At 68.4% G+C, this 23595-nt stretch carries 20 protein-coding genes; 12 read left to right on the top strand and 8 right to left on the bottom strand.

All coding sequences use genetic code 11. The features are described from left to right. Nucleotides 1–6 precede the first annotated feature (6 nt). On the bottom strand, nucleotides 7–708 hold the full coding sequence (locus FBT69_05855; protein ID MDL1904328.1) for a hypothetical protein: 702 nt from the start codon (nucleotides 706–708) through the stop codon (nucleotides 7–9). Here FBT69_05855 and FBT69_05850 point away from each other — a divergent pair. After that, nucleotides 707–3322 (top strand): hypothetical protein, encoded by a 2616-nt coding sequence (locus tag FBT69_05850; GenBank protein MDL1904327.1) that lies wholly within the window; start codon nucleotides 707–709, stop codon nucleotides 3320–3322. The two genes, FBT69_05855 and FBT69_05850, sit on opposite strands and share 2 nt — an antisense overlap. Beyond that, nucleotides 3319–5055, top strand: coding sequence for a peptidase M14 (locus FBT69_05845; protein ID MDL1904326.1), 1737 nt, complete (start codon nucleotides 3319–3321; stop codon nucleotides 5053–5055). The genes FBT69_05850 and FBT69_05845 overlap by 4 nt, the downstream gene beginning before the upstream one ends. Nucleotides 5056–5151: 96 nt before the next feature. Here FBT69_05845 and nrdR read toward each other — a convergent pair whose 3' ends face one another. The 3 genes from nrdR to FBT69_05830 form a co-directional block, all read right to left on the bottom strand. Then, nucleotides 5152–5646, bottom strand: a complete 495-nt coding sequence (gene nrdR, locus FBT69_05840; GenBank protein ID MDL1904325.1) for a transcriptional repressor NrdR — start codon at nucleotides 5644–5646, stop codon at nucleotides 5152–5154. Nucleotides 5647–5763: 117 nt separating this feature from the next. Beyond that, nucleotides 5764–7113 (bottom strand): hypothetical protein, encoded by a 1350-nt coding sequence (locus FBT69_05835; protein ID MDL1904324.1) that lies wholly within the window; start codon nucleotides 7111–7113, stop codon nucleotides 5764–5766. After that, complete coding sequence (locus tag FBT69_05830) at nucleotides 7110–7481, bottom strand: PadR family transcriptional regulator (GenBank protein ID MDL1904323.1); 372 nt, start codon at nucleotides 7479–7481, stop codon at nucleotides 7110–7112. Before FBT69_05830 ends, FBT69_05835 begins: the two co-directional genes overlap by 4 nt. 353 nt (nucleotides 7482–7834) lie before the next feature. Between FBT69_05830 and thrS the strand changes: the two genes are divergently transcribed. From thrS to FBT69_05810, 4 genes are all read left to right on the top strand, one after another. Beyond that, nucleotides 7835–9937, top strand: coding sequence for a threonine--tRNA ligase (thrS, locus tag FBT69_05825; protein MDL1904322.1), 2103 nt, complete (start codon nucleotides 7835–7837; stop codon nucleotides 9935–9937). Nucleotides 9938–10003: 66 nt separating this feature from the next. Continuing rightward, nucleotides 10004–11389 (top strand): MFS transporter, encoded by a 1386-nt coding sequence (locus tag FBT69_05820; protein ID MDL1904321.1) that lies wholly within the window; start codon nucleotides 10004–10006, stop codon nucleotides 11387–11389. A 40-nt stretch (nucleotides 11390–11429) separates the two neighbouring features. Further along, nucleotides 11430–12377 (top strand): sulfotransferase, encoded by a 948-nt coding sequence (locus FBT69_05815; GenBank protein MDL1904320.1) that lies wholly within the window; start codon nucleotides 11430–11432, stop codon nucleotides 12375–12377. A gap of 22 nt (nucleotides 12378–12399) precedes the next feature. Continuing rightward, nucleotides 12400–13140: a sulfotransferase gene (locus FBT69_05810; protein MDL1904319.1), complete on the top strand. Its 741-nt coding sequence runs from the start codon at nucleotides 12400–12402 to the stop codon at nucleotides 13138–13140. Here the strand turns inward: FBT69_05810 and FBT69_05805 are convergent. Both FBT69_05805 and FBT69_05800 read right to left on the bottom strand, forming a co-directional pair. Further along, entirely contained in the window at nucleotides 13131–13556 is a 426-nt protein-coding gene (locus FBT69_05805; GenBank protein MDL1904318.1) for a hypothetical protein, read from the bottom strand. The genes FBT69_05810 and FBT69_05805 overlap by 10 nt on opposite strands. Nucleotides 13557–13558: 2 nt before the next feature. Beyond that, nucleotides 13559–14017: a flavin reductase family protein gene (locus FBT69_05800; protein ID MDL1904317.1), complete on the bottom strand. Its 459-nt coding sequence runs from the start codon at nucleotides 14015–14017 to the stop codon at nucleotides 13559–13561. A 198-nt stretch (nucleotides 14018–14215) separates the two neighbouring features. Here FBT69_05800 and FBT69_05795 point away from each other — a divergent pair, with 198 nt between their 5' ends. Next, the gene (locus FBT69_05795) at nucleotides 14216–14677 is read left to right on the top strand and encodes a hypothetical protein (GenBank protein MDL1904316.1); all 462 of its coding nucleotides are present in this window, start codon (nucleotides 14216–14218) and stop codon (nucleotides 14675–14677) included. Between the two features lie 370 nt (nucleotides 14678–15047). On the opposite strand, the gene FBT69_05790 is transcribed toward FBT69_05795, so the two are convergent. Continuing rightward, complete coding sequence (locus tag FBT69_05790) at nucleotides 15048–16034, bottom strand: CHRD domain-containing protein (GenBank protein ID MDL1904315.1); 987 nt, start codon at nucleotides 16032–16034, stop codon at nucleotides 15048–15050. Here FBT69_05790 and FBT69_05785 point away from each other — a divergent pair. The 4 genes from FBT69_05785 (at nucleotide 15952) to FBT69_05770 (ending at nucleotide 18210) form a co-directional block, all read left to right on the top strand. Beyond that, nucleotides 15952–16323, top strand: coding sequence for a type II secretion system protein (locus FBT69_05785; GenBank protein ID MDL1904314.1), 372 nt, complete (start codon nucleotides 15952–15954; stop codon nucleotides 16321–16323). The genes FBT69_05790 and FBT69_05785 overlap by 83 nt on opposite strands. 42 nt (nucleotides 16324–16365) lie before the next feature. After that, nucleotides 16366–16809, top strand: coding sequence for a hypothetical protein (locus tag FBT69_05780; GenBank protein MDL1904313.1), 444 nt, complete (start codon nucleotides 16366–16368; stop codon nucleotides 16807–16809). A 103-nt stretch (nucleotides 16810–16912) separates the two neighbouring features. After that, complete coding sequence (locus FBT69_05775; protein ID MDL1904312.1) at nucleotides 16913–17275, top strand: hypothetical protein; 363 nt, start codon at nucleotides 16913–16915, stop codon at nucleotides 17273–17275. A gap of 335 nt (nucleotides 17276–17610) precedes the next feature. Then, nucleotides 17611–18210, top strand: a complete 600-nt coding sequence (locus tag FBT69_05770) for a hypothetical protein (protein MDL1904311.1) — start codon at nucleotides 17611–17613, stop codon at nucleotides 18208–18210. A gap of 72 nt (nucleotides 18211–18282) precedes the next feature. On the opposite strand, the gene FBT69_05765 is transcribed toward FBT69_05770, so the two are convergent. Further along, complete coding sequence (locus tag FBT69_05765; protein MDL1904310.1) at nucleotides 18283–20379, bottom strand: M28 family peptidase; 2097 nt, start codon at nucleotides 20377–20379, stop codon at nucleotides 18283–18285. Nucleotides 20380–20607: 228 nt separating this feature from the next. On the opposite strand from FBT69_05765, the gene gcvP reads away from it, so the two are divergent. Further along, the gene (gene gcvP, locus FBT69_05760; protein ID MDL1904309.1) at nucleotides 20608–23508 is read left to right on the top strand and encodes an aminomethyl-transferring glycine dehydrogenase; all 2901 of its coding nucleotides are present in this window, start codon (nucleotides 20608–20610) and stop codon (nucleotides 23506–23508) included. Nucleotides 23509–23595 lie beyond the last annotated feature (87 nt).

The raw sequence follows: 23595 nt of genomic DNA, 5'->3' as shown, positions 1-23595 counted from the left end.
GCACGCTCAGCGCTGCTGGGCGAGGTCGAACGACTCGTTGAAGACGATGTCGCGCGACTGGAGGTTGACGAGGTTGAACTCGAAGTAGTACCGGCTCACCTGCCCGCCGCCGCGCGTGGACTCGTAGAACGACCCGCGCAGCACGTAGGTCAACCGCTCGTCGTAGCGGTCGGTCATTCCCCCCGCACCGCCGCCGGCCTGCACGCGGTCCTTCTCACGATCCATCGTGCGTGCACCCTCGACGAAGCGGGCCTTGGCGGTCACCGTATCGCTGGTGAGCAGGCGCCCGCGCAACCGCCGCTGGATCAGCTCGAAGTCCTGCCGGGGCGTGTTGGTCATGTTCTCGATGTCGCCCAGTTCGATCACGACCTTGTACGGAGCATCGCGGATTTCCGGGATCTGCGCGATGCGGGCGGCGAGCGCGTCCGCCACCTGGTCGGAGAACTCCCAGAGCGAAGCCGCGTTTGCCGCGCTCGATGAACGATCCGCCGGTGTGGTCGCGTAGGGGTTGATCCGCCCCCCCGAGTCGCCGGTCTCGCGGCGCGGCGGGCTGGACTCGCACGCGCCGATCGAGACCGCCAGCAGCGACGCACAGGTCAAGACGGCCGTTCCCCGCGTGAGGCGCCGGATATCTCTGTTGTGGTTCATCGCGTCGGCTCCTTCATGGCCGGCCGGTCCGCCGGAAACCGGGGGACAGCCTGAGCGCATGTTTGTACCGACAAACCTCCGTCGGGTGCCGAGGGTGGCGGGTGGGGGCTGGTGCGAGAAGGGGGCCGCAGCCCCGTTACGCAAGGACGGCGTCGGGATCCTCGTTCAGGGACTGGGCCAACTCGATGGCCTCTTCGCGGCTATCGCAGCGCCTCAGCGTCGCCCAGCCGTTTGCGCTCATCCGGCGCCAGACGTACCAGTCTCCCCGCTGGTCCGTGTCGGCCCGGAACTGCGCGACGTCCCCATCGTTCAGCCGGAAGATGCCCGATCCGCTCTGGGTCTTATCCATGACCACCTCCCTGCGCTTTTGCAGCCGGTCCCACGCTCCCCACGAAGCCCCGGCCGACCCCCCATAATCGTCGAAGCACGGCTCTCCTGTCAACCGCATTCGGCAGTTTGTTCGCAGTATACTCGTATATTAGCCGACACTAATATCCAATATCAGGGGTTTAGGTGGGGCAGAACGGCTAAAACTGGCCAATCTCGACTTGCCACGCAGCCGCTTTCCACCATCTATCCCACCTTCACACACAGGACGCGACGGCACGCGCATCCCTTCCTGCTATCTTCTCCGCCTCTGTCTCCGCTCGACACCGCCCAGGGAGGCGATATGCGTAGGTCCGTGCTCGTCGCGTCTGCCGTTGTCTTCGGTCTTCTTGCCGGTGCCTCGGCGCAGGACTCCACAGAGCGGTTGGTCGAGGTCACGTCCATCGGCAAGAGCCGGTCCGGCCGCGCGCTGCAGTTGCTTCGGCTCGGGCACCCCGAGCCGGACTCGCTGGGCCGCACGCCCGATCAGCGTCCCGCGCTGCTCGTTGTCGCTGGCTTGGACGGTCGTCACGAGATCGGTCCGCGCGTCGCGCGTTCGCTCGTCGATCGTCTCGTGACGAAGCACGCCGACCTGTTGCGTGAGCGCACGGTCTACATCATCCCGGACTTGAACCCCGACAACGCCGCTTTCTTCGCGCGCGAGGGCACACCGAAGTCCGACTTCGGCCGCACCGTCGTCGAGTACGACGCCGACCGCGACGGGCGCGTCAATGAAGACCCGGCAAACGATCTGAACGGCGACGGCCTCATCACCATGATGCGGATCAAGCATCCGGCCCCGGCGACAGGCCTGCGCGCCGACCTCGTCGCGGACCCCGACGATCCACGCATCATGCGCAAGCCCGAGGCTGCGAAGGGCGAGGCGCCGACGCACGCCGTTCTGATCGAAGGACGTGACGCCGACGGCGACGGACGTTTCAACGAGGATGGCGCGCACGGGAGCGCGGGCGGGGGCGTGGACCTGAACATGAACTTCCCAGCCCTCTGGCCCGAGCACACCGACGGAGCGGGGCTCTATTCGCTCTCCGAGCCGGAGAGCCTCGCGCTCGTGCGCTGGATGCTCACCCGCGACAACATCGTCTGCGTGCTCGTCTTCGGCCCGCATGACAACCTGCTCAATATCCCCGAGGCTGGCCGCAACGCCCCAGATGGGCGCGAGCCGCTCGGTATCGAATCCGACGACAAGCCCTACTACGAGGAGGTTGCCCGTATTTTCAAGGACACGACGGGGATGACCGGCGCGCCCAAGGGGCCGGATACCGCCGGCTCGTTCCACCAGTGGGCCTACGCCCACTTCGGCGTGTATGCCTTCACGACGCCGGTGTGGGTTCGCCCCGATCTTGTGAAGCCGAAAGAGACCGACAAGCCAGCGGACGCGAAGGACGAGGCCGAGAAGCCCGCGGTTGACGACGCGCCCGAGGAGAGTCCCGCGGACGCGATCCGGCGTGAGTTTCAGGCCGCCGGCGCGCCGCAGTTCGTGATCGACTTCATGATCGCCACGCCTGCCGAGCGTGCCGAGATGATGGCCTCGGCGCAGGACCGCCCACCCGAGGAGCAGCGCGAGCGCATGATGGCCATCATGGCGTTGCCGGAGGAGTTGCGTGCCAAGGTCATGGCCGTGGCGCAGGGCCAGGAGGTGCAGCCCGCCGCGCCCACGCGCACCGGCGGCCGACAGCCGGGTGCTCGCCCCGGGCAGGGTTCACCAAGCGCGTCCGGCGCGTCCTCCCGTGCCCGCGACTCCGACGACGCCAAGTGGCTCAAGTATTCCGACGAGCAGCGCAACCGCGAGGGCTTCATCGACTGGCAGCCCTTCGATCATCCTCAACTCGGCCCGGTCGAGATCGGCGGCTTCGTCCCGGGCTTCCGCGTGAACCCGCCCGAGAGCGAGTGGACGCGCCTCGCCGACGAGCAGACCGCCTTCGCCGCCGCGCTGCTCGGCAAGTTGCCCGACCTGACCATCGAAGTCCACTCCGTCGAGCGGCTCTCGACCGGCCTGTGGCGCATCACGGTGCGCGGCACGAACGCTGGATACTTCCCGACCGCATCGGCGATCGCGCGCAAGGCGCGCCGCCTGCCGCCCGTCGTCCTCGATCTGCGTGTCGAGCGGGATGCTGTCGTCTCGGGCCAGCGGGTCGCCCGCTGGGAGAACCTCGATGGTTCCGGCGGCTTCGCCTATGCCGAGTGGACCGTCACCGTCCCGGACGGTTCTGTCATCACGCTCGACGTTCGTTCCGCCGCCCTCGGCGACCGCACGCTCACGATCCATCTCACGGAGGACCAGCGGTGAGAACTGCCAGCGCCATCCTTGCCGCCATGACGCTCGGTACGGTCGCGGCCGTCCCGGCCTCCGCTCAGCCGCACATCGACGGAAAGGTCGAGATCGCCTTCAACCGTTACTACACCTACGCCGAGATCGAAGCGCACCTGAAGCGCATCGCCGCCGCCTATCCCGACCTCGTCGAGCTGCGCGAGATCGGGCGTTCGCTGCAGGGGCGCGCCCTGTGGGTCGCGATCGTGAACTCACCGAAGACCGGCCCGCACACCTCCAAGCCCGCGATGTGGATCGACGGCAACGTCCACGGCAACGAGGTGCAGTCCGCCGAGGCCGTGCTCTACTCGCTCTGGTATCTCACCAAGGCGTACGGCCAGGTGCCGAGCCTGACGGACCTGCTCGACCGCTGCTCGTTCTACTTCATGGTCAGCGTGAACCCGGACGGCCGCGAGTACTGGTTCGAGGAGGCGAACACGCCGCACTCGAGCCGCTCGAACCAGCGGCCCGTGGACGACGACCGCGACGGCCTCTTCGACGAGGATCCGCCCGACGACCTCGACGGCGACGGCTCCATCACGCAGATGTGGATCCGCGACCCCGACGGCCGCTGGGAGCGCGATCGCCACGACCCGCGCGTCTTCCGGCGCGTCCCCGACGACAAGCGCGGCGAGTGGACGCCGCTCGGTTCCGAAGGGATCGACAACGACGGCGACGGGCGCATCAACGAGGACGGCCCCGGCGGCGACGACATGAACCGCAACTGGCCCAGCGGCTGGAAGCCGGAGTACGCCCAGGGCGGCGCGGGCGAGTTCCCCTTCAGCAACCCCGAAACCCGCGCCGTCGGCGCGTTCATCATGGCCCACACGAACATCGCCGCGGGCCAGAGCTACCACAACGCCGGCGGCATGATCCTGCGCGGCCCGGGCGCGCAGTTCCGCGACGGCTTCTACCCGCGTGCCGACGCCCGCGTCTACGACGAGATCGCCCGTGTCGGCGAGGACATGCTGCCCTACTACCGCTCGATGATCATCTGGCGCGACCTCTACACCGTGCACGGCGGGTTCGTGAACTGGCTCGCCGAGGGCCTCGGCATCATCTCCTTCACCAACGAGCTGTGGACCAACGCCCGCTACTTCCAACGCGACGTGAGCGAGCCGGACGACCAGCGCATGTGGCTCTTCCGCGACCGCTTGCAGTTCGGCCTCGCCTTCAAGGAATACACCGAATTCGAGCACCCGCAGTACGGCACGGTGCTCGTCGGCGGGATGAACAAGTGGTCCAGTCGCAGCACGCCGACCTTCATGCTCGAGGAGGAGTGCCACCGCAACTTCGCCTTCACCATGTTCCACGCCGACCAGATGCCGCTGCTCGCCTTCGAGCGCGTGGAGACGGCGCGCGCCGGCGACGGGCTGTGGACCGTGACGGTGCAGGTCCGCAACGACCGGCTCATCCCGACGCGCACCGCCGTGCAGGCGCAGCGGCGCATCGGCACGAACGACCTGCTCACCTGCGAGCCGCTCGGTGGGGGGCGAGTCGCGGCGTCAGGCTCGATGAACTCCTGGCGCGACACGCGCGTCGACCCCGTGCTCTTCGAGCCTGGCCGCATGCAGCTGACCTCGGGCGTGCCCGGCCGCGGCAGCGTGATCCACCGCTTCTATGTCGAGGGAAAGCCGGGCGAGGCGGTCCGCCTGCGCTACACGGGCGAGCGCACGAAGGATGTCGAGACGACGGTCACGCTCGGTGAGTGAGTCGGCGCCGCACGACGTCGTTCTCATGCAGGGGGCGCGGAGGGTGCAACGGGGAGGCAGGAGTTCGGATCGGCTTCGCTTCATCGTCCTGCTTCGTCAGGCGTCGAACAGCGGCTGCTGGTCGGGCGAAGAACGCGGACGGGTGGCGAGGTCGTCGAGTTCGGCCTTGAGTTCCTGGATGGTCTCAATCCGCAGGTGCTCCGAGGCGAAGCGGATGTAGGCCACCGGATCGATCTCGCGCAGGCGGGCCATCACGCGCTCGCCGACCACGCTGCTCGCTACCTCGCGGTCGAAGTCGCGGGTGAGTTCCTCCTCGACTTCCTCGACGATGCGGCGTTTGACGGCGTCGGGGACCGGGCGTTTGCCGCAGGCGGCCACGATGCCCGCGAGGACGCGCTCCGGGTCGAAGGGGACGCGGGAGCCGTCGCGCTTGACGACGGTGAGGCGGTTGGTCTGCTCTGCGCGTTCGTAGGTGGTGAACCGCCGCCCGCACTTGAGGCACTGCCGGCGTCGTCGGATGACGCGGCCGCCCTCGCTTGCTCGCGAGTCGATGACCTTGTCGTCGGTGGCGTTGCAGAAGGGGCAGATCATGGGCCGTCCGCGAGGGGTGGGGCCGGTGGCCGGCGAGGCCCCGACATCTTGACGGATCGTGGGCGATCCGTCAAAGCGGCGGGGCCTCGTGCCGGTTCCGGTGTCGCGGACGGGGGATTACGGCTTGGATGTGTCCATCGCGGCCAGGATGGTCGCGGCAAGGTCGTGGATCGTGCGGTTGCCCGCGACGAGAACCGAGTTTGTGCGTGGGTCCGCGGCGGCCCGACCACCGATGCGGCCGACGACGGACTCGACGACGCGCGCGGCGTCGTGGGCGGGAGTGTGAGCGAGCGGGAAGACCCACGGGCCGGTGGCCTGTCGAATCTCACCTTCCAAGTGCATGAGCAGGGGTGGGATGAGGATGTCGGAAGTTCCCGGTGCGATAGTCTTGCCGATGCGCCGGTCTTGTGAGCGGAGTTCTTCGAGAACCCAGGCGACGCGCTCGTGGACGCGCGGCGGGGCGTTGACGAAGAGCTTGCGTCCGGCGGCGTAGATGGAGGCGAGGTCGCCGCCGTTCTGCTGCCAGGCGTCCGGCTCGGCGATCGTGGTGATGAGGTTGATGAGCGTCTCGGACTCCGCGCTGGTTTCGAGGGGGTCACCGGCGTTGAGGATGGCGGCAACGTCATAGGTTGCCAGGCGACGCTCGCGACGGTCGAAGAACTCTCCGCGGGCGAACTCCATCAGGCCGTTGTCGATGCGGAAGTCGATGCGGTCCTGGCCGGTGCGGCCGAGGATGTCGTTGGCCATCGTGAGGGCGCGGGCGATGCTCTGTCCTTCGAGCGGGAGCGGGGGGACTTCGGAGTCGGGCGAAAGCAAGGCTTGCGCGACGTCAGCCCAGTAGACGTACAGCCGCGCGCCCGACTCGGAAGCGAGGAGCGTGAGAAAGTCGGCGAGCGTGAGATCGGGCGTGTCGGCGGCGACGCGTGCGCTGTTGTCGTCAGGTTCCGGCGCCAGGCGGAAGGTCGCGTCGATGCCGAGCGGGACGTAGCCGCCCTCGGTGTCGAACTCGGCCTTGAACGAGATCGTTCCCCGGGTTTCGTCGACGTAGGGCTTGAGCATGAGCCGTTCGAGCATGATTCGCGCCGACTCTTCCGGATGAGGCTCGGGCTGGTGCGAGAGGTTGAACGTGCCGAGGGCGAGGCCGGCGCCGGCGAGAGCGATGAACGCGGTGTGCATGGCGAGTCTCCTGATACGGGGTGACTGTGCTTCGCGGTACCTTCTGGCGAGGAGGGCGAGGTCGCCGAGTTCGGCGATGGCACGGTGGACGGCTTCGGGTTCGTCGTGGCCTGCGAGCATGAGGTCGCGGACGCGATCGCGGAGGTGGCCGTCGAGTTCCTCTCGCATCTCACGAGCCTGGCGCGGGCGGAAGCGCACGAGGCGTACGAGCCGGTCGAGCCAGGCGTCGATCGCGTCCGACGTGCGCGGGGCGGCGGGGGGGGCGGCGCGCGGGGCGGTGTCGGTGGTCATGCCGTGGCCTCCGTGCCGGTTGCTCCGGGTGGCAGGAAGGCTTCGATGGCGCGCAGGTACTCGCGGTGGGCGTCGATGCGCTGGGCGAGACGGCGGCGTCCCTTGGGAGAGATGCGGTACCACTTTCGCCGGCGGCCCTCGGCGTTTTCGGCGGAGCGGTCGCTGCGGACGGTTTCCCAGGTGGCCGTGAGGAGGCCGTCGCTTTCGAGGCGTTTGAGGAGGGGGTAGAGGATGCCGGGGGTAAGGCGGACACGGTCGTTGGACCGGACCTCGACGCGGCGCGCGATCGCGTAGCCGTAGAGAGGCTCGTCGGCGAGGACGGCGAGGACGACGAGTTCGTTGGGGTCCGGGTCGGCTCGGCGTGGCATGTCGGTCTCCGGGGTGATGTACGCTCGAACCAATATATCGGTTGCCGATATATCTGTCAAGAGAGGATTTTGCGGCAGGTTGTTCGTAGCGAGGGTCTGGGGTGGATCGGGATGGTGGGGTCATCCGGCGTAGAGTGTGAGGCTGTGAACGCAAGCCGTGCCGCCGCCACCACCTCGACGACGACCGCCGAACCGGGCGGGGCGTAGTGGCGGTTCGCCAGTTGGACCGACCGTACCCGCCCCGGCCCGCGAGCCGGGGTCTTTGCTTTTGGGCTTCTGGGTCGGGGGCGTAGGCTGTCGTCCCCGGGGACGACCGAAGACGGAGAGGAACGATGAGTCAAGTTGCTGCGAAGATGATCCGCGTGACGCTGCCTGACGGATCGGTGAAGGAGTTCGCCGGGGCGGTGACGGCGCGGCAGGTGGCCGAGTCGATCGGTCCGCGGCTGGCGCAGGCGGCGGTGGGGGCGAAGATCGACGGCGAGCTGCGCGACCTGTCTGCGGTGATCGACCGCGACTGTCGAGTGGCGATCGTGACCGAGAAGACACGGGACGGCCGGCCGGACCCGGATGCGCTCTACCTGCTGCGTCACTCGGCGGCGCACGTGATGGCCGAGGCGATCCAGCGGATCGTGCCGGGCGCGCAACTGGTCTATGGGCCTCCCCTGGAGACCGGGTTCTATTACGACATCCGCTTCCCGGACGACCGGCCGTTGAAGGAGGGGGACTTCGAGGCAGTCGAGGCGGAAATGGCGAAGATCGTGAAGGAGGATCGGCGGTTCACTCGCTACGAACTGCCCGCGGAGGAGGGGCTGGCGAAGCTGCGTGCCGAGGGGAGCAAGTACAAGGTTGACAACGCGGAGAGGGCGCTGAGGGGGGGGGAGAAGGGAGGCGAGACGCACGCCCCACCGGGAGGAGGAGTCCATCTGTCGTGGTATGCGACGGGGGAGCCAGGCCGGAACTGGGAGGACTTGTGTCGCGGGCCGCACCTGCCGAGCACGGGGCGGATCGGCGCTTTCAAGGTGATGTCGCTGGCGTCTTCGTACTGGCACGGCGACGAGAACTCGGACCGGCTGACCCGCGTCTATGGCACGGCGTTCTTCTCGAAGAAGGACCTCGACGAGCATCTGACGCGGCTGGAAGAGGCGAAGAAGCGCGACCACCGCGTGATCGGGAAGCAGCTGCGGCTGTTCCACATCGACGAGATGGTGGGGCAGGGTCTGGTGCTGTGGACGCCGCGTGGCTCGATCGTGCGCAAGGAGTTGCAGTCGTTCATCGGGGAGGAGCTGCGCAAGCAGGGCTATTTCGAGGTGTTCTCGCCGCATGTGGGGAAGCTGGATCTCTACCGCACCAGCGGGCACTTCCCGTACTACGCGGAGAGCCAGTTCCCGCCGGTGGTGGAGCGTGAGTCGCTGGCCGCGCTGGCGGCGGAGGGGTGTTCGTGCGCGGAGTACGCGAACAGGTTGTCCAAGGGTGAGATCGAGGGCTACCTGCTCAAACCGATGAACTGCCCGCACCACATCAAGATCTTTGCGAGCGAGCCGCACTCGTACCGCGACATGCCGGTTCGGCTGGCGGAGTTCGGGACGGTCTACCGCTGGGAGCAGTCGGGCGAGTTGAGCGGGATGCTGCGGGTGCGGTGCTTCACTCAGGACGATGCGCACCTTTTCTGTACGCCGGAGCAGGTGGGCCGGGAGGTGCTCGGGTGCCTGGAACTGGTGAAGGTGATCTTTGCGACGCTGGGGATGAAGGAGTACCGGGTGCGGGTGGGCTTGCGCGACCCGGACTCGGCGAAGTACGTCGGCAAACCTGAGAACTGGGACCGGGCGGAGGCGTCGTGCCGCGAGGCGGCGCTGACGCTCGGCGTGCCGTTCACGGAGGAGCCCGGTGAGGCGGCGTTCTACGGGCCGAAGATCGACTTCGTGGTGAAGGACGTGATCGGCCGCGAGTGGCAGCTGGGGACGGTGCAGGTGGACTACAACCTGCCCGAACGGTTCGACCTGTCGTACATCGGGGCCGACAACAAGCCGCACCGGCCTGTGATGATCCACCGCGCGCCGTTCGGGAGCATGGAACGGTTCGTGGGGTTCCTGATCGAGCACTTCGCGGGCGCGTTCCCGGCGTGGCTCTCGCCGGAGCAGGTGCGCGTGCTGCCGGTGAGCGAGAAGACGGAAGTGTATGCCAAGCGCGTGCTGGCTGCGCTGGTCGGGGCGCGGGTGCGAGCGACGGCGGACCTGGCGAACGAGCGGTTGCAGGCGAAGATCCGTCACGCGGCGGAGGAGAAGGTGCCGTATCTGCTGGTGGTCGGGCCGCGCGACGAGGAGGCGGGGACGGTGTCGGTGCGTGCGCGGGGAGTGCAGCAGGATCTCGGGGCGATGGGGTTGACGGAGTTCGTGGTTGCGATCACGCGCGAGATCGCGAGCCGTGGGGCGGAGACCGCCACCGCTCACTTGGTGTAACTCATACAGAGTGCTTGGACGCCGCGCCTATCCTCCCACCCCTCGCACCGCCCGGGCCCGTTCGCCATGCTTCGTCGTCTCATTCCACGCAGCACGCCGGCGTCCGTCCGTCGTGACCTTCGGCTGATGACGGCCGACGGCGTGCTGTACTCGTACATGGTGGGCACGGGCGAGACGTACTTCGCCGCGTTCGCGCTGGCGATCGGGCTGGGGGAGGTGCTGGCGGGGCTGGTGGCCTCGGTGCCATTGGTGACGGGAGCGTTCCTGCAACTGGTCTCGCCGTGGGCCGTGGCTCGGCTGGGGTCGCTCCGACGGTGGGTGGTGATCTGCGCGACGGTGCAGTCGCTGAGTTTCCTGCCGCTGGCGGCCGGAGCGGTGGTGGGGACGATGCCGGCGTGGCTTCTCTTTCTGGTGGTGGCGGTGTACTGGGCGGTGAACTACGGGCAAGGTCCGGCATGGAACACGTGGGTAACGACGCTGGTGCCGCGGCGGATCCGGGCGCGGTACTTCGCGAACCGTTCGCGAGTGGCGCAGTTCGGGACGCTGGGGGGGCTGGTGGTGGGCGGTGTGGTGCTGCACGCGGTGAAGGGGTCGTCGAACGCGGTGCACGCGTACGCGGCGTTGTTCCTGGCGGCGGCGGCGGCGCGGTTCGCGGCGAGCCGGTGCATCGCCGGGCAGAGCGAACCGACGCCGATCCCGCCGGACTTCAGGCACGTGGGTTGGCGGGAGATGGCGTCGCGCTGGCGGCACGGGCACGACGCGAGGCTGCTTTCGTACATGCTGGCGATGCAGGTCGCCGTGCAGATCAGCGGACCGTATTTCACGCCGTACATGCTGGCGCGGCTGGAGTTCAGCTACGCGCAGTTCATGCTGCTGGTGAGCGTGTCGTTCGTGGCGCGGTCGATCTGCCTGCCGCACATCGGGCGGCTGGCGCACGCGCTCGGGCCGCGGGCGGTGCTGTGGATCGGCGGGCTTGGGATCCTGCCGCTCTCGGCGCTGTGGATCGTGTCGGACAACTACTGGTACCTGATCGCGACGCAGGTGCTGGCCGGCGCGATGTGGGCGTGCTACGAGATGGCGACGTTCCTGCTGCTGTTCGAGACCATCCCCGCGAGTGAGCGGACGAGCGTGCTCACGCTGTTCAACTTCGCCAACGCGCTGGCGATCGTCGGGGGCTCGCTGGTTGGCGCTGCGGTGCTGACGCTCTTCCACGCCGAGCCGTGGGTGTACTTCCTGATCTTCGGCCTGTCGTTCGCGGCCCGGGTCTGCACCGTCCCGCTGCTTGCCAGGGTGAAAGTGCCCGAGTTCGAGCCCGTGGACCTGCCGCTGCGGCCGATCGCGGTGCGCCCGTCGGCCGGCTCGCTCGACCGGCCGGTGCTGGCGGGCATCGACGAAGAGACACCCGCGCCCGGCGAGCCGGAAAGGGCGGGCGAGCCGGCGGGCACGCCGTAACCGCTTGATCGTCCCGGGAAGGTTGGCCGATACACACGCCATGCAGGAACGGTCGCATGATCGCACCGAGCAGTGGCTGTTCGTCTCAGGCGCGAACCGCTCGGGCACGACGTGGGTGGGGCAAATGCTCGACGAGCACCCCGAGGTAATGGTCCGTGGCGAGTGCGCGTTCTTCCGTGAAGACACGGGCATCGACCGGTGCGTGGACGAGGCGAGCGCAATCGGGTGGGTGCATGGATGCGCGACAAGCGCCATGCTGTTCGGCGGGCTTGATCCGGCGTCGATCACGGGCGCGGACGCGCGGGAGCGCGCCGAGCGGCTCTATCGGCGCGTGTTCGCGCCGGGGGCCGGCGTGCGCGTGCTCGGGGATCGGACGCCGTACCACTCATGCGTGTGCGCTGATCGGCTGCACGCCGCCTTCCCGGACGCGGTGTTCGTCGACGTGGTGCGCGACGGGCGCGACACGGCGGTCTCCTCCGCGTTCAAGCGGGTGATGCAGCGAAAGAGCGTCGAGCTGTGGGGCGGACCTGGGCCGTCGGAGGCGACGCGGCGTCGGCTCGCAGAGGGGGCGAGGGCGGACGACGGGTCCGGGTTCCGGCTCTTCACGGACGAAGCCGTCGAGTTCTTCGCTCGGCGCTGGGTGCGATCGGTCGAGGGCGGCGAGCGGGCACGAGCGTTCTTCGGCGATCGGCTCGTTCGCCTTCGGTACGAGACGCTGCTCGAGGATGCCGTGCCCGGGATCACGACCGTGTTCGCGCTGCTGGGCGTTGCCGATCCGTTGTCGAACGCGCGGCGAGCCGTCGAACGGCAGCGGTTCGAGCGTGTGACGAAGCGGGTGCGCGGGCAGGTCGATCCCGGCTCGCTGGCGAGGAGCGCATCGATCGGCGACTGGCGGTCGTGGTTCACCGTGCGCGATGAGACGATCTTCGAGGCGATCGCCGGCGGGACGCTCTCGCGGCTCGGCTACGCGGGCGCGGCTGTGGCGTGATGAAGACCGTACACTGCCTGCCATGACGGAGCCTGTGCGCATCGCGATGTGGTCCGGGCCGCGGAATATCTCCACGGCGCTCATGCGGTCGTTCGGCAGCCGCGCGGACACCGCCGTCGTCGACGAGCCGCTCTATGCGCACTACCTGGAAGCGACGGGCGCAAACCACCCCGGACGCGACGAGGTCATCGCGCGGCACGAGACGGACTGGAGGAAGGTCGTCGCGTCTCTGACCGGTCCCGCGCCGGAAGGCAGGCGTGTGTTCTACCAGAAGCACATGGCCCACCATCTGCTGCCGGGGATGGAGCGCGCGTGGGTGCGCGGGCTGACGAACTGCTTTCTCATCCGAGACCCGGTCGAGGTGATCACGAGTTTCGTGAAGGTCGTTGCCGACCCGACGCCGGACGAACTGGGACTGCCGCAGCAGTGGGAGTTGTTCGAGTCGGAGCGGGATCGCACCGGGCAGACGCCGCCTGTGATCGACTCGCGGGACGTGCTGGCGGACCCCGCGGCAATGCTCGCGCTCCTCTGCGAGCGAGTCGGCATCCCGTTTGACGCGGCGATGTTGCGGTGGCATGCGGGCCCGCGCGAGACGGACGGCGTATGGGGGCCGCACTGGTACGCGAGCGTCTACCGCTCGACGGGCTTCGAGCCGTACCGGGCGAAGGAGGAGCCTGTGCCGGCGCGGCTGGCCGGGGTGTACGAGCGGTGCAGGATGATCTACGACCGTCTCGCGGAGCACAGGCTGCGTGTTCAGGGCTGAGCGAGCGAAGCGTGCGCGAGCCGGTCGAGGGCGGCGTCGGGATCGGTTTCCTCCAGGACCACACTGCGCCCCATGCGGCGAACAGTGAGACGGAGGTATGCGCTCTCGCCTGGGCGTACCTCGACGCGGCGCGCGGCGCTGGCGCGCGCTTCGGCGCGGACGTGGTGCTCGCCGGGGGTGACATGGAGCGGGAGATACATGCCCTGCCCGAGCGTGCCGGCGTGCCGTTGGTCGAGGTAGACCTCGGCGGGACTGCGCGAGAGCGGGGCCTTCGGTCGGTAGACGTAGATGACAGCGCCGCCCGTGCCGACGAACTCGGGCCGGAAGCCCTTGTGCGGCTGCGCTGAGCAGGCTGTCAGCACGATCGCGAGCACGAGCAAGAAGAGAAGCAGGACACTCGCGCGCAGCGGGGGCATCGTCACTCCCGTCCGTACATCCGCGAGGCGAGAATCTGGCCGACGAAGAGTTCGTGGTCGGCCTCGAGGTCGAAGTGGCGCACGACCTCGCAATCGAACGCGACGATGGATCGGAGAAGCACGGGCGATCCTGTCACGAGGGTCTCGGTGGGGAAGGCGTCGAAGGGATCCTCGCGTGTTTCGTCGTGATCCGCAAGTTCGGTCGAGAACTTGCGATGGATCAGGCGGTTGTCGGCGGTGACCATGCAGATCGCGAAGGCATGGCTGTCGCGGATCAGCGGCTCGATCCAGTGTCCCTTCTTCGCGGCGACGCAGATGAGCAGCGGCTCATCGGCGCAGGGCTGGACGGATCGCACCATCACCCCGGCGCGCTTGCCGTCGAAGGCGGCCGTCATCACGAACGTCCCGCCTGGGATTCGTTCGATCGCGGCTCTGGCGTCATCGATCCGTGTCTCGGCCATCGTGCCTCGGAGTTCTGTTTCGGCCCACGGAGGGCCGGAGTGTACCGCGTGGCGCGGGGATGCCCTGTTCGGGCCTGGGTCGGGCTGTGTACGTCACAGAAACTTTTTCCCAAGTCGGGCCAAAAAGGTGCCGATGGGTGTTGACAGGTGGGGCAAAGTGGGGCATGATCCCAGCCATGACTACGGAGGCGGTCACTCGTGAGGCTTATCGGACTGGCCGAGGTGACGATCGACGGCAAGGGCCGGTTGGCCGTTCCGGCAAAGTTCCGATCCGCGCTCGGCGCGGAGACAGACGCTCGGACGTGGGTGAGCATGCCGCGGGACGACGGCACGATCCGGTTGTACCCGATCGCAGAGTTCACGCGACTTTCGGAGTCGATGGGTGGGAGCCTGCTGGCGGACCGGGACGAGACGGAGGTCCATCGGATTCTGTTCGGATTTTCGGAGGAGATCGAGACAGACGCCGCCGGTCGGCTGATTCTGCCGCGCAGGCACGTCGAGTTGACCGGGATGCCGAACGAGGTGGTCGTGATCGGGGCGGGTCGGTACCTCGAGGTTCACAGCCGGGCCGAGTGGTCGAAGCACGAGGCCGCGCGGTTGTCGCAGTTGCAGGAGTACATCGCTCGCGTTCGGCGGTCGGGCGCGGGCGGCGGATCGTGACCGACGACCGGGTCGAGCGGCCCGGTGAAGACAGACGAACCGCGGAGCGGAGGCTCCGCGAGACGGCACGCGTTGAGAGGGCGGGACGAACGGATTGATGAATCTCCTGTCGGGCCTGCGTGTGCGGTCCGGCCGCCGGCGCAAGGACGCCCCGGCGAACAGGAGGCCCCCTCGACACTCGGCCCGGGCGAGCCACCACCCGCCCGTGCCTTTCCAGTCGCTCCGTCGGCGCGGTTGCCGGCGGGGCGGGCAGGCCACCACCAGGCGGCGGGGCGCACCCACCACCACAGCCTCCGAAGCCCTGCTGCCACGCGACGCCCGCCCGGTTGATGCCGGGCGGGTTGTCAATTGACGGGGGAGCGGGCGGCGTTCAGCCGCGCGAGCGCCTGCGGCGAGCGCAGCCGAGGGCGGCGATGCCGAGGACGGCGGCGGAGGATGGCGCGGGCACGGGACCGAAGACGGTGAAGCCGTTTTTCTCGAAGATTCCGCTGTAAGTGTTGAAGTTTCGGCGATCGATGAGTTGGCCTCGCAGTTCTCCGAGCGGGTGCTGCTTGGTGTAGACCTGTGCGTAGATGGTGTTGGTGTAGAGGGCGTATTCGACTTCACCGAAGTCGGAGTAGATCTGCCCCTGCTGGCCGCCCAGGTAGAACTGCGAGAGAGTGAGACGGATGCCGCCCTGTTCCTGGACGAAGGAACCCCACCAACCCAGGTCGGTGACGATCGGTCCTTCCTGCTGGTTCGGGGCGTCGTGGAAGTGGATCGGGGTGCCGTTCGGGCCGTGTGGGAGCAGGTCGTCGAGCGTCAGGCCGGAGATGAACAGTTCGAGGTCGGCGCGGAGGTTGTGGTGGTTGTAGTGCAGGACGCCGATGCCCTTGGCGGCGCTGTCGGAGCCGGTGACGACCTGCCGAGCGGTCATCGCGAAGTAGTAGTGCCAGGTATGGGCGTGGGCGACGCCGACCGCGAGCGTCGAGAGCAAGGCGGCCGGCACAAGCGACTTCATGGTCGGAATCCTTCCTCGGCGAAGATCGGCTGGGGGGAGGTGTTCACGGAACATCATGCCACGGATGGGGGGCAGGTTCAAGACCGGAGCATTCGGCCGGGCATTCATTCGGGTTATGATCGGTTCTCGGGTCGGATTTTTGGTGATTTCGTGGTTTCGCGGGTTGCGGACGTTCGGTATAGGACGGTATTCTGACATTCGCGTGGGGGTGTCCAGCGGGTTCTCCGCCGGGCAGGGAATTCGGAACGGGTCCATCCATCCGGGAGTCATCATGATGATGAAGAGGCATTCCAGGCAGGCGTTCACGCTGATCGAGTTGCTGGTGGTGATCGCGATCATCGCGCTGCTGATCGGCATCCTGCTTCCCGCGCTGGGCAAGGCCCGCGAGGCCGCGCGTGCCGTGATCTCGGCGGCGAACCTTCGGTCCCAGAACCAGGGGCAGGCTGGATACCTGCAGGACAACTTGGAGTTCTTCCCCGGCGACCACGCGCAGCCGCAGAAGTTCTCGATCATCTCGTGGGTGCCTCGGATTCGGCAGTACCTGGACGGGCGGACGGAGGTGTTCAACTGCCCGTCGCTGCCGTACGAGATGCACTGGTACAAGATCTTCGACCTGGACACGAAGCAGCAGACAAAGCTGAACTAGCAGAAGTGGGAGTCGGAGTACTACGGGTTCGAAGAGGGCGAGATGTTCCTGGACGGGACGGAGTTCTTCTCCTACGGGTACAACGGTTGGGGGATCAACGACTTCACGTCCAGCGGCAGCGACGAGGCCACCCGGTTCATCTTGGGCCTGGGCGGGCACGTCGCGCTCCCGGACAAGAACAACCCGAAGGTGATGACCAACTACAAGGAGCGGAACTGGTGGGAGGCGCCGTTGCACAAGGTGGTCATGCCGTCGGACATGATCGCCATGTCGGACTCGAACGCGGACAAGAAGTGGGACACGTGGATCACGCCGATGAAGGGCGGGGAGTTCTTCTGGCCCAGCCGGAGGCACTTCGGCGGATCGAATGTGACGTTCGTGGACGGCAGCGTGAAGATCATGACGCTGGATGACCTCGTGCGCCGCGACGAGGAGAGCATGCGGCGCTGGAATATCGACTACAAGCCCCACAAGGAATACTGGTGAATCCATCGCGAGTGTGAGCAGAACCGGCTCCCGCTGTCACGCTCTCTCGATCGCACCGGGACTCTCCCGCTGAGCGGGTCGGGTTCTCCTCAGGACACGAAACGTGGCCAAGGCCATCAAGATCGGTGTCGTCGTCGTCTGCCTGGCCGTGGCGGCGATCCTGCTCGCCAAGCACTTCAGCAAGCCCACGGCCGCCCCGGAGGAGGGCTGGCAGGCGACGATCTGGCGATGCCCGGACTGCAAGACGGTTTTCGAGCTGACCGCGGCCGAGTACAAGGCTCGCGTGGGCAAGCTGTCGTACGTTCCGTGCGTTTCCTGCGAGGGCGTGGACGCCGCTGAGGTCTACAAGTGCCCGCACTGCAACGGGTACTACGAGCCGCTCGGCCACGGACTGCGCGGCACGCACTGCCCGTTGTGCAAGGAAGAGCTCCCGGACCTTGGCGCGTCGCGCCTGGGCGGCCGGTAAGCGGAACCAGCGCACCGAACAAGGACTGGAACCGGGCGAAGGCCCGTGCGGATAGTCGCGCGGCGGTGAGTCGGGTTCGTGTGCGCCGCGTCTCTGGCGCGTGAGTTTGTTTCGAACCATTGTCCAGGGATGCGCGGGGCGCAGTGGTGATGGTGTGCCCGCGTTCGTCCTCCAACCCGGCCGGCGGGGGTGCCGTGTGCCCCGCCGGCCGGTCATATGCGCGACCACTCTTCTTCGCGGACCGTGTACGCGTTGCACGCCCGTGCAATCGCGCAAGGCCGCGCAGACGGAACGGGCGCCTCATCAGCCGGCGCCCTTGAGCCGATAGACGCGGGGTGCGTCCGCAGACCGCCCAGCCCGAGTCACCGTTGCGCGAGGAGCACTTCCGTCAACTCGCGGAGGGCGTCAGGCGCAGCGCGAAAGTTCGCCGGGCGGTGGCGGTCGCACGGGTGAGCGGGTGGACGACGGCGGTGTTCGCGTTCATCTCGCTGTTGAGCGGGCTGTTCAGCCTCGTGGGGCTTGCGCTGGGCGTCGCGCTGGCAGTGGTGGCATGGCGGGAGTTGCGGGGAGCGCGCGCGCTGGCGAGGCTGGATGAACAGGCTCCACGTCGGCTCGCGTTGAACCAGGTCTTCTTCGGAGCATGCCTGTGCGCCTACGCGGTCTGGGGCGCATGGCGCACGCTCACCGGCGAAGGCCCAGGCGGCATGACGGCGACGGGCGATGCGCAGGTGGACGCGATGCTGGCCGACGTGGCCGAGCCGATGCAGGCGATGCTGCGCGTGGTGATGCTGGCGACCTACGGCGGCTTGTTGGTCGGCAGCGTGCTGGCGCAGGGGAGCATGGCGTGGTACTACGCGACGCGGTCTCGGCACGTGCGTGAGCACGCCGCGAACACGCCGGCGTGGGTGGTGCGCGTGCAGCGGATGGCGGCGTGAGGGGCAGTGGGCCGTGGACAGTGGACATGAAGGCGCCGTCCAAGGGTGCGATGCGTGTTGGTTTCGGCGGGCTTACTCGCGTGCGCCGGCGGCTCGGAGGGTGAGGGTGAGGGTGACTTCCTCGCCGTTGCGGAGGACGACGACCTCGACCTTGTCGCCCGGTTGCGCGTCGCGGAAGAGGGGCATCCAGTCGGTGACGCTGCCGACGGCCTGGCCGTTCCAGCGGGTCATGACGTCGCCGGCGAGCATTCCTGCTTCGGCGGCGGCCGTGTTGGGCGTGACTTCCTCGATGAGCACGCCGCGGCCGTTCTCGTCGTAGCCAGGCCGGATGCCGACGCGGACGCGCGAGCCGCCGCGTCCCTGCCCCTGGCCGAGGCGTGGGAGGTTCTCGGAGGCTCGGCGTCCGTCCGCGCTGTCGGGGACGAACGGGAGCGTCTCGGCGCGCTGGGCCATGGCGAGCGCGATGCGTGAGACGGCGTTCACGACGTCGACGGCGCCGTTGCGGTTGATGAGGACACTGACGTCGCCCGGCTTGTGGTAGTCGTCGTGGAAGCCTGAAAAGAAGAAGAGGACGGGGACGTCCTTGGCGTAGAAGGAGGCGTGGTCGCTTCGGCCGAAGACGCCCGCGGGCATGGGCTTGACGTCGAGACCGGACTGCTCCAGGAAGGGCCTGGTGAACTCCTCAAGCCCCTCGCCGGTGGCGAGTCCGCCGACGTGGACGGCGCGCTCGCGGACTCGGCCGATCATGTCCATGTTGAGCATGAGGACATGGCGGTCGATGGGGACGATGGGGTTGTTGGCGTAGTAGCGCGAGCCGACGAGACCGGATTCCTCGGCGGTGAAGCCGAGGAAGAGGATGGAGCGGGCGGAGGCGTCGTCCGGGAGGGCGGCGTAGAGGCGGGCGAGTTTCTCGGCGGCGAGCAACATGCCCGACGTGCCGGAGGCATTGTCGTCAGCGCCAGGGTGGAGTTGCCCGGTCGCGCCGGTGCCGAACGAGCCATAACCGACGTGGTCGAAGTGCGCGCCGATCACGACGTACTCGTCGGCGAGCGTGCCTCGTCCGGGGAGAACCCCACCGACGTTGGGGGTCAGGATGGGGCTGCGATCCACGTCGGTGCGCACGGTGACGGCCGCGCCGGGGAGGTCGAGGACGACGCCAGAGGCATCGGCGAGCCGGCGCAGGTCCATGAGCGACCGCCCCTCGGGGTCCGCGGCGCGGACGAGCCGGTCCGCAGCGTCGGCGGTGAGCATGATGACGGGAACGTCGAAGGTGCCCGCGCGGGTCTCATCGACGGTGGCGAGTCGGTTGGCGCGCTCGTCGGCTGCACCGGGCGGGTTGACGACGACGACAGCCTTCGCGCCGCGGCGCGCCGCGGCGGAAATCTTGGGTTCGAGGTTCGCCATGAAGGACCACCCGTCGCCGGTCTCAGACCAGAGGCTGTGCCCTTCTTCGTTCATGGGCTCGAACCGGAACGCGAGGGCGACCTTGCCTTCGAGGCTGTCGGCGGGCTGGTAGCCCATGTAGCCGTCCTTTCCGCTGACGATGGAATAGCCGACGAAGACAAGGGGGCCTGTGAAGTCGCCAGAACCCGAGGAGCCGAGCACGACGTAGTCCTCCCCCTGGCGGAAGGTCATCGGGGCCGCGTCACCGGCGCGGGCTTCGACTGCGCTGCCGCGAATCTCGAAGTTGCGTCCATGCTCGAAGTACTGGAAGTAGGACGCGAATGGGTTCCGGACCTCGGCGCCGTCGGCGGCCTTGACGGTCTCGGGGAACGCCGGCTTGAGGCCGAACCGCTGGAAGTAGAAGCGGATGTACTCGGCGGCATCGCGGTTGCCCCGGAGGCCCGGGGCGCGGCCCTCGAAGAATGGGTTGGCGAGCGTGGTGACGTGTTTGTCATACGTCTGCACGTCCTCCGGCATGTTGATCAGGAGCGTGGAGATGGGAGACTCACCGAGGGAGGCAATGGCGTCCTTCACGTCCGTGCCGTCGCCGGCCAGCGAGACGGAGGGGGAGAGAACGAGCAGCAGCGCGAGTGGCAGGCGGCGCATGGGCGGTCCTTTCGTGGACGTGGCGGGTTTGCCCGCCGGAGCAGTGTAGGTTCGTGAGGGTGCGCTCATGCGGTGCATCTGTGGACGAGCCGGGACCGTGAGGGAGCGGTTTCCCCACATGCGTGTACCGGAACCGCTCGCTCACAGCCGCGGCTCGTGGAGTCTCGTGGTCGCGGCTCGTCGGTCGAGGTTCGATGGTTTACCGGGTGTGTCCTAGACTCTGCCGCCCGGCCTTGGCCGCACGCTGTCGGCGGCTACGGATCGGGCGAGGCAGCCATCCCACCAGGGGAAACCCGTCTGATGAACGCGACGCGAGCAGGTACGGAAGCGCGGGCGGCCGGCCCGGGCATGGGCGGTCGGTCGGTCTTTGATGCATTGGACACGTTCCCCCGTCGGCACCTCGGGCCTTCGGAGGTCGAGGTCGCCGAGATGCTCAGCACGCTGGGGTACGGCTCGCTCGACGACCTCACGGACGCGACGGTGCCGGCGTCGATCCGGGCACGCAAGCCGCTGCGGCTTGAGGGGGCAGGCGGGATCGGCGAGCGCGACGCGATCGAACGGCTGCGGACGATCGCCGCGGGCAACACCATCTTCCGGTCGTGCATCGGGATGGGATACCACGATTGCATCGTGCCGCCGGTGATCCTGCGCAACGTGCTCGAGAATCCGGGGTGGTACACCCAGTACACGCCCTACCAGGCGGAGATTTCGCAAGGCAGGCTCGAAGCGCTGCTGAACTTCCAGACGATGATCGCGGACCTGACGGGCCTGCCTGTGGCCGGGGCGTCGCTGCTCGACGAGGCGACGGCGGCGGCCGAGGCCATGGCGATGTGCTTCGCCGCGCACGACCGCCAGCGGACGCGGTTTCTCGTCGCTGACGATTGCCACCCGCAGACGGTCGAGGTCGTGCGCACTCGGGCCGCTTCGATGGGCGTGACGGTCGTGGTCGGCTCGCCCGAATCGTTCGAGTTCCGCGGCGAGGAGTGCGGCGTGCTCGTGCAGGTGCCCACGACCGACGGGCGGATCGAGTGCTATGAGTCGCTCGCGCGGCAAGCGCACGCGGTGGGCGCGCTGGTCGTGGCGTCAGCCGACCCGCTCGCGCTGACGCTGATCCGGCCGCCGGGCGAGTGGGGCGCCGACATCGCGGTCGGGAGCGCGCAGCGGTTCGGGGTGCCGATGGGGTTCGGCGGACCGCACGCGGCGTACATGGCGACCCGCGAGGAGCACGTGCGACGGATGCCGGGACGGATCATCGGCGTCTCGCGCGACGCGCTCGGGAACCCGGCGTACCGCATGGCCATCCAGACGCGAGAGCAGCACATCAAGCGCGAGCGGGCGACCAGCAACATCTGCACCGCCCAGGCCCTGCTGGCGATCATGTCGGCGTTCTACGGCGTGTACCACGGGCCGGACGGGCTGCGGCGCATCGCGGAGCGGGTCCACGGGCTGACGCAGACGCTTCGGACCGCGTTGCTCGGGCTGGGGCACGAGATCGGGAAGGATCTGGTCTTCGACACGCTGCGGGTGCGGCCGCACGGGCGATCGGCGGCGGAGGTGGCGCGGGCGGCGCGCGAGCGGCGCATCAATCTGCGCGATTTCGGCGACGGCACGCTGGGCGTGACGCTGGACGAGACGGCGGACCGCGCCCTGCTCGCCGGGCTGGTCGAGGCGTTCGGCGGCGACGCGCGCGTCCTGGACGGCGCGGCCGCGTCGGCGCGGGCGGCGATGCCGGCGGCGTTCAAGCGGACGACCCCGTACATGACGCACCCGGTGTTCAACTCGTACCACAGCGAGACGGAGATGCTGCGGTACATCTACCGCCTGCAGGGGCGCGACCTGAGCCTGGCGCACTCGATGATCCCGCTCGGCTCGTGCACCATGAAGCTGAACGCGACGGCCGAGATGATCCCCGTGACATGGGCGGAGTTCGGCGCGATGCACCCGTTCGCCCCCGCCGAGCAGGCCCGCGGGTATGCGCGGCTCTTCGCAGACCTCGAAGCGTGGCTCGCCGAGATCACCGGCTTCGCGGCCGTGAGCCTCCAGCCCAACGCGGGGTCGCAGGGCGAGTACGCGGGGCTGCTCGTCATCCGGGCGTGGCACGAGTCGCGCGGCGAGGGCAGGCGGGACGTGTGCCTGATCCCGGCCTCGGCCCACGGGACGAACCCGGCCAGCGCGGTCATCGCCGGGATGCGCGTCGTGGTCGTGAAGTGCGACGCGAACGGCAACGTGGACCTCGCGGACCTGCGGGCGAAGGCCGAGCAGCACCGCGAGACGCTGGCCGCGCTCATGGTGACGTACCCGAGCACACACGGCGTGTTCGAGGAGGGCATCACGGACCTGTGCGCGATCGTGCACGAGTTCGGCGGGCAGGTGTACCTCGACGGCGCGAACATGAACGCGCAGGTCGGGCTCTGCCGGCCCGGAGACTACGGCGCGGACGTCTGCCACCTGAACCTGCACAAGACGTTCTGCATCCCGCACGGCGGCGGCGGGCCGGGGATGGGGCCCATCTGTGTGGCGAAGCACCTCGCGCCGTTCCTGCCGGGGCACCCGGTCGTCCGCCCGTTCGGACAAGGCAGCACGGCGGCGGGCGGGGTGGGGTCGAGGGCGATCGGCGCGGTGAGCGCGGCTCCGTGGGGCAGCCCGAGCATCCTGACCATCCCGTGGGTCTACATCGCGCTCATGGGGGAGGAAGGTCTGCGACGCGCAACGCAGGTGGCGATCCTGAACGCGAACTACATGGCCAGGCGGCTCGAAGATCACTACGCGATCGTCTATCGCGGGCGCAACGGTCGCGTGGCGCACGAGTTCATCCTCGACCTGCGCCCGTTCGAGAAATCGGCGGGCGTGAAGGCGGAGGACGTGGCCAAGCGGCTCATGGACTACGGCTTCCACGCGCCGACGATGAGTTTCCCGGTGCCTGGTACGCTGATGATCGAGCCGACCGAGAGCGAGAGCAAGGCCGAACTGGACCGCTTCTGCGACGCGATGATCTCGATCCGCGAGGAGATCCGGGCGGTCGAGGAGGGGCGGGCGAGCCGCGAGGACAACCCGCTGCGCCACGCGCCGCACACCATGGTGATGGTGGCGGCGGACGAGTGGAAACACGCCTACACCCGGGAGCAGGCGGCTTTCCCCGCGCCGTGGCTGCGCGAGCGGAAGTTCTGGCCCGCGGTGGCACGGATCGACAATCCGTACGGCGATCGGAACCTGGTCTGCACCTGCCCACCGGTCGACGCGCACGCGTGATGGTGCGAGGACTGAACGAACCGCGTGCGTGAGCAGGTGGGGTGTGAGTGTTGGTGATCCAGGCCGCTCCCTCGCGGCCGCGGCCCG

The organism is Synechococcales cyanobacterium CNB, from assembly GCA_030263455.1.
In the GTDB taxonomy this organism is placed as follows: Bacteria; Planctomycetota; Phycisphaerae; order Phycisphaerales; family UBA1924; genus CAADGN01.
The sequence above is the reverse complement of the archived record's forward strand: the minus strand, read 5'-3'. Positions and strand labels throughout refer to the sequence as shown.